The following is a 7,011-nucleotide window of genomic DNA, read 5'->3' on the forward strand; positions in this document are numbered from 1 at the left end:
TAGCGCCAAAGAATTAGATCAAATTAATCATTGGATCAATGCGAGACCAATGAAAACACTCAACTGGCAATCACCACGAAAGGTTTTTCAGCAGTTTGCAGTGTTCGGTTAATTCTTGCAATCTACCATGTTAAAAAAATTCAATCTTTGTCGGAACAATCAATCACTGATTTGAAGACAATTGAAAAACTTGGTGATCTTGAACACCTAGAAGAGCTTAATGGCGAATTGAAGAAAGTATTGGAAAGTGGCGAATTGGAAAGCATTAACCCAATGTTGCCACCATACATCGTGCAAATTCGTAAAAATATCGGCTTTATGATTGGTAATTATCGTTCTACCAAAACACATGCTATCAATCGTAGTAAAGATTTGACGCAGTTGAATGAGCAATTATCGCACATCAAGCGTTAATCAATTGTAGGGGTAGTAAAGGGCTTGCTGATGCATAAAACCATTGGTGGGCTTTTTAGTACATATTAGTGACCTTTCCCGACAGGGTGGCGAGCAAGCCCTTGCGAGCCATGCCACGCCCTCGCCCTAGCGTAGCGTTAAAGGGCAGGGTGCGTGGTCGTGGTTAAGACCAAAATACCTTTTGGTCGCACGACTGGCACTTGCGCTGGCGGAAAGGTTACTTAAATTTCTAAAACCCCCTCTTACTAACAGGGGGGTTAAAGGGCAGAAGTCGCTACGACAAATACCCCCAGAAGTATCGAGAATGGCTGATATGACGGTGTTTTGAAAATAAAAAATGTTGTAAAAAAAAATCTCGAAATTTTATGGTTTGCAAAGAAAATGTTGAAGGGAGTGGCTATGACGGTCTTAGCAGAAACTAATCAATTTTATAGCGCTACTTTCTTAGGCACAACACAACATAGCTTAGCTTATACGAATACACCGCTAATTAAGGTCGGTTTGAGTTTACATGGCGAATTGCAAGCTGTTAAGACAATAAAGGTCAACGGCAATCAATTATCTAATAGTCTCAAACTAGGCGATTTTATTGAACTAGGCACAATCAAGGGAGATGATTTAAATGGTTACACTGCAATATCAATGTATACCACACAAGCAGATGATAATTATTATCGAAAACTGTTTACTGATTTAGAAAGGTTGAAAAACGTTGGTAAATATCAATTACTAAAAGTAGTAAAAAATAATGGAAAGGAAAATAACGAAATGGAAGATTTTATTAAAGCACCAAAATTGAATGGGTTACATATTAAAACAATTAGAGAATTACTAGGCTTCAATCAATTAACGTTTTCAAAAAAGATGGGCGTTTCAAACACTTTGTTGAGCCTGATTGAGAGTGATAATAAACCAATCACTGATGACTTTGTTGAAAAAATGTATACAACTTTTCCAGATTTGAAAAATGCGCTTGATTTGCAATTTGATTGGGTCACAATAACATTTTCTGATATGACTGGCGAACAGGTTATCAATGATGTGATGCGCTTAAAACCTGAGTTGTTTTTAGAGCGATCAACGACACAAAATTTCTATACACGTGAGTTTGCCTTTGCTGGCGAAAAAAATATCTATGTACAGGACTTTGAGCCAACTAAAGATGTTGATACTAACCAAGATGTTCAAAAAATAGGTGCAACCATGTATCTCACAGGGCAAGGAACACGTTTATTTGAAAAGGCATTGTTGGAACAAGGACTTACTTGGAAAAAGTTTTTTGTTCAAGCAAAACGCTTTAAAGGGACATTTTCACGATTGGATATTGCAATCAATGATAATTGGGGTTTGTTAGATATGGAAGAAATTATTGAAGCAACCCAGAAAAATAGATTTTGGAGTAAGTCAAGGTCATTTGCAATTCATGGTAATAATCAAGACGGCTGGACGGCAAACTTTGGCAAGTCGCCTTTTGTTATTCGTATTTACGATAAGCAAAAAGAACAAGAACAAAAAGGGCTAGAAACATCAATTAAAAATCGTGTGGAATTAGAATTACATGCTGATAGAGCCGAGCAAGTCATTAGTGAATGGTTTGAAAATGATAATCTTGTGGAATACTCTGCATCAATTCTATACACCTATTTGTGGTTTGTAGATGAGCCAATTGATGAAGAAGAATTGAAAGGGACGCACGTTAGAGAGCGATATATTGATACGTTAAAGCCGATGCCTGCATGGTCTTTATTGACAAGTCTAGGACAATCAATGAAGTTCGTTAGAGAGCCTAAAGAACAAAGTGTTGATAGTATTTTGAGCTGGATAATGAAATATGTTGTGCCTAGTTTAGAAGTCTTGAAAAAGACAGGACATTGGCATGAAGTGATTGAAGCAATGGATAAGGCTAATCTTTCTCCAGAGCAAGAAAAATTGATTAAAGCTAATTTGGTCAACGCAATTACAAATTCAAAAGCTAACTTAGAACATGGTAATTTGAACTTTGATAAACAGCAACGCAAGTATGTTGAAGAAACGGCAGAGTTTGAGAAAAAAGCCAATCTGCCATTCTAATAAAATTATTGACTACACGAACAGTTGTTCGTATAATAATTATAGTAAATAAACATGACTGGAGCAGTTTGAGCTATGAACCAAATTGATGCTGTAATTGGGGATATTAAAGAGATGTTTGCTAAGCAACCTAATACGATATATGAAGTGAGAGTTGTAGACCAAATCTACTCGAAAAAGGTCAATATATTTTTTGAATGGTATAAGATTGGTAAAGCTACGAGGTCGCAACAAATTGCACGATTGGATAGTTCATATACGGAACAAATACCAGAAATCATTAAGAAAATTCGTAAAGAAACAGGTTTGACGGTTCGTACAAATATATATGATTAGTCACAAATGAGTTAGTACTTGATAGGTACTGGCTTTTTTGTTTGCAATTAAAAGTGAAAGGGAAAAGTAAGATGACAACAAAAATATGGTTAAAACCAGAACAATTAGAGCTGTATATTAAGCAGTTAGAACGATTTAGAGACTTATACAGTCAACTAGACCAAACGTTAGAAAGCGATAGACAAGGCTTTCAATTCAAAGCTGGTGCGCCCAACTTCCAAACAACGTTAAGCGTATCAATGCAATTACAAGCTAAAATTAGACAAGCACAATCCCAAACATACGGAGATGTGCTTTTTTTTAACAAAGAATTGGCATCTAGGGTACAAGATTTGGTCTCAAAATCAATTGAGCTAACCTTTGCTTATCGTGATTTAGACTTGCTGATAAAAGGAACTGATCGCAATACCGAAAGTGGTTTAAACAAAATTGAAGAACAGTTGTATCAAGCTAAAAAACAATTAAGGGAAAGGGCAATGTGATGATAAACAAAGCAATTGATAATCTAAGGTATCGCATCATCAACCGTTATATTGGTTGTTTACGTGATATAGAGGTTGATAGTCATTTACGTGATCAATTAAAGTGGTCTGATAATAACAAAATTATAGGGCAGATAGCTTACAGCATTCACAATATTGCTGATTTTACAGATGAAGCCTATAGACCATTTGATGATGTAAATAATTATGAAGCCTTTATTTTAAGGGAATTGGCAGAACATGCCAAAAACTTGGAAAACAACCTATTACCAGAACTTGAACGAATGCGTTTAGATACACGCTGGTTCACTGAATATTATGAAGAACTAGCAGATGTTAATAATTTGCTTGATGATTTCAATGTTTTATAATTAGTCATCTATTATGTGAAAAGGTTTACATCTTTATATGCCTATTTAACAACTCACGCGCATAGATAAAGTATGATAATATTATCTTATTCACATAACTAATTATAGGAGTAAGAATCAAATATATGACCAAAAAAAAGCCAACAGACCAAATAAAATATCCACGTATCAATGAAAATGATAGACATTTGATTGAACACATGTGGAATGATGAAAAATATAGTCAGTCAGATATCGCTAGAAAACTTAATCGTTCACAGTCTGCTATCTCTAGAGAATTGAAACAAGGTAATATTTTTGATTTTAGTAATTTAAGTAAACGTCAATTGTATAATCTTGAAATTCATTCTCGTATTAAATACTCTGCCTTGCGTGGTCAATTTATCGCCACTCAAAGAAGTGTGAGACGTGGCAACGGTTCAAAATTGCTGACAGATGAGTTAAAAGAATTGATTGAGCATTGGGTCAATGTTGAACATTGGACGCCTGAACAAATTGCTGAAGCACATGTATCAGATATTGAAGTCTCGGCATCAACGATTAGAAATTGGGCGAGACAGGGTAAAATTTATTTAAGACCCTATTATCGCAAACGTGCCAATAATACAGATGCTGAAAAAGTTAAAATTAAAACGCAGTATCAAAAACAGCGTGAGATTGATAGACTACGTTCTAAATTAAAGTCACAGGGTATTCTAGTTCGTCATTCAATTTATGAACGACCACCAAAGATAAATACTCGTAGACAATTCGGACATTGGGAAATTGATTTAGTTTTGCCAGCAAAGGGTAAGAATGGCGAAATTAACGATAAGAGCGCTATTTTAACCCTAGTTGAACGTAAGACAAGGTTTTATGTACTGGTTAAAATTGACAGTAAACAATCATTTGATGTGATTAAAGGCTTTAGATACTTCTATAAGAATTATGGCAAATGGGTACGCACAATCACGGCTGATAATGGTATTGAGTTCATGTCATGGGACTTTTTAGAAGTCGTCCAGCAGGAATATAAGACTAAAATTTATTACGCAACACCCTCTTCGCCACAGGAAAGGGGGACAAACGAATACAAAAACCGTGAGCTACGTGTCTTCATTCCAAAGAAAACAACCTTTAGGACAATCAAGCAAAAAGATTTGGAAGTGATTGCTGATAAAATCAACCGTAAGCCAATGCGTATTGCACTGCAAGGTTCAACACCTTATGAACGTTTTAATAAGGAATACCGCAATATGGAGCGTTATAAGGAACGCTATATCAAGCAGAAAATCAAAAAATATGAACAAAAATTAGCCGAAGAAATCAATGCCTTAAAAGAAGTTAATTTAACAGATATAGATGCTGATAAAGATGTCAAAGTTGATATTGATGATATAAGTTAAGAAACGTTTAAAAGTGAAAAAAGCTGACACAAAGACTAGTGATTAGTCTTTTTTTGTGTCATAATGACGGCATATAAATTGAAATGACTATGTGAAATAGTCCTAAAAGTCATCGTTGACGGTATGTACTAATGCTGGAAATTTTCATGAAAGAAGTGTATACTTTCCGAATAGTTATGGCTTCACAGCGTTTCAAAATCATTACAAATTACAGAATGTAACAGACACTTTAACAAACCGTTACTGATAGAGAAAATCTATTGACATCTGCCTTTGATAGTCAACTTTCGATAATATATATTATGTTAACTAACAAATGTCTTGAATTTGTCAACCCCTAAAGTAACAAATAATCAAAAAAAATTGATTTTATTTTCGCTAATCCGTTGTCGCTGTTGTGATAGCGGATTTGTTTACAATCTGATTACAAAGACTGTTTTTGTGCTATTTACGGTTTTGTGTTTCTAAATTTCAGCTACCATAATTTATTTTTGATGTTTGATGTTGGTCGCATATTTAGTTTTTGCATTGTCATTTTGACTTTTTTAAGCCAATCAAGCCCTAAATTCGTGTTTATCTGGCTATTATTATACGCAAAAATGCAGCCCAAAGCTATTGACTTTGAACTGTCTTAACAATTAGCGATTTTTAGCATCTATTGATGATTAAGCTGCCATGATTCGCTTAGTAAAGACTTTTTCAGGTGTTTTGAACCTGAGCACATTTCTAGGACGCTCATTGATGTCCTGAATGGCGTTTTGAAGCTTACGTTGGGTAATCTTAGTAAAGTCATAACCAGCAGGAAATACACGCCTTAATTCACGATTCATGCGTTCGTTTGTACCTCGTTGACCTGGTGATTGTGGATCAGCGTAATATAACTTTTTGCCGTACGTATCTTCAATGCTGTAAATAAATAAACTACTGGTGAATTCTGTGCCACGATCACATGTTATACTGTCACAAACATTTTCAAACCTTGACATAAAGGTATCAATGGCTGTTTTGACATCATCTGAACTCTTACTTTTAGCTTTGACACCAACCATAAAACGTGTTTTTCGTTCCACAAATGTGATCACGAAAGATTGGGAATCTTGAGGACTCATCACCCCATCAATTTCCCAATGACCAAATGTTGAACGATTATTGATGACTTCTGGACGGTTGTGAATTGAACGCGTTTCAATCATCATCCGTTTATGTTCTGGATTAACTGGTTTGGCTCTTAGATGCCTGCGTCTTTTGCCTTTAAGCGGTAAATCATTTAATGTTGCACTCAGGTTGCGATTCAGAATCCAGTTATAGATTGTTCGTGTGCATACACCAATTCGTGGCACACCATGTGCAATTTGTTCTGGCGACCAATGTTTCTTTTTGAGATAGTAATCTATCTTTTCGCGTTTTCTAGGTGTGATTTTAGGCTGTGAACGATGCGACTTTGATTGATAATACTCAGCACGTCTTGCCGCTTGCACAGGTTCGTAGGTATGGCGCAATACTTTCTTTTTGCCATGCCAAGTCATGACACGGGCATTACGCTGCAATTCGTGTGTAATGGTAGCTCGAGGGCGGTTTAGCTTTCGAGCAATTTCTGCATTGGTTTTACCCGCGTCAATCATATTTTTGATGGTAACGCGCTCTGTAAAATTAAGGCGACCATATTTAGAGTTTGGGTTTTTCTTAGTCATGTGGCAATTATTCCTTCTCTCAATAAAACTATAAAATTGACATTCGGTCAATAGTTAAAATGTTAAGAAAAACAAAAGTGAACAACTGCTCGTATACTGAAAATCCGGACCGCTTTATTTCTAGGGCATAATCCAAGATAATCAAGTATAGGAGTTTTTTTATATTATGAAAGCTAAGCGATACTCAACAGAATTTAAGTCATCAATTGTCACCTTGTATAACGAGGGACGTTCTGCTAATTCTCTAGCCAATGAATACCAT

At 35.6% G+C, this 7,011-nt stretch carries 7 protein-coding genes and 1 pseudogene; 7 read left to right on the top strand and 1 reads right to left on the bottom strand.

Going from position 1 to position 7,011, the window contains the following annotated elements:
- From BMG01_RS11050 to BMG01_RS09770, 7 genes and pseudogenes are all read left to right on the top strand, one after another.
- A pseudogene (locus BMG01_RS11050) lies at positions 1–112 on the top strand (IS30 family transposase); the annotation flags it as partial.
- 35 nt (positions 113–147) lie between these two features.
- A complete protein-coding gene (locus BMG01_RS09745; RefSeq protein ID WP_233127293.1) occupies positions 148–414 on the top strand; it encodes a hypothetical protein in 267 nt (88 codons plus the stop codon).
- A 399-nt stretch (positions 415–813) separates the two neighbouring features.
- Positions 814–2,484 carry a replication initiation factor domain-containing protein gene (locus BMG01_RS09750; RefSeq protein WP_036068444.1) on the top strand — a complete coding sequence of 557 codons (1,671 nt, stop codon included), beginning with the start codon at positions 814–816 and terminating at the stop codon, positions 2,482–2,484.
- Positions 2,485–2,559: 75 nt separating this feature from the next.
- Positions 2,560–2,820: a hypothetical protein gene (locus BMG01_RS09755; RefSeq protein WP_004912965.1), complete on the top strand. Its 261-nt coding sequence runs from the start codon at positions 2,560–2,562 to the stop codon at positions 2,818–2,820.
- A gap of 71 nt (positions 2,821–2,891) precedes the next feature.
- A complete protein-coding gene (locus tag BMG01_RS09760; RefSeq protein WP_036068446.1) occupies positions 2,892–3,302 on the top strand; it encodes a hypothetical protein in 411 nt (136 codons plus the stop codon).
- Positions 3,302–3,673, top strand: coding sequence for a hypothetical protein (locus BMG01_RS09765; RefSeq protein ID WP_036068448.1), 372 nt, complete (start codon positions 3,302–3,304; stop codon positions 3,671–3,673). Before BMG01_RS09760 ends, BMG01_RS09765 begins: the two co-directional genes overlap by 1 nt.
- Positions 3,674–3,798: 125 nt before the next feature.
- Entirely contained in the window at positions 3,799–5,058 is a 1,260-nt protein-coding gene (locus BMG01_RS09770) for an IS30 family transposase (protein WP_036068450.1), read from the top strand.
- A 665-nt stretch (positions 5,059–5,723) separates the two neighbouring features.
- On the opposite strand, the gene BMG01_RS09775 is transcribed toward BMG01_RS09770, so the two are convergent.
- Positions 5,724–6,749 (bottom strand): IS30 family transposase, encoded by a 1,026-nt coding sequence (locus tag BMG01_RS09775; protein ID WP_036086526.1) that lies wholly within the window; start codon positions 6,747–6,749, stop codon positions 5,724–5,726.
- Positions 6,750–7,011: the final 262 nt, after the last annotated feature.

The sequence above is a fragment of the Leuconostoc sp. BM2 genome (assembly GCF_002095565.1).
Classification (GTDB): Bacteria; Bacillota; Bacilli; order Lactobacillales; family Lactobacillaceae; genus Leuconostoc; species Leuconostoc falkenbergense.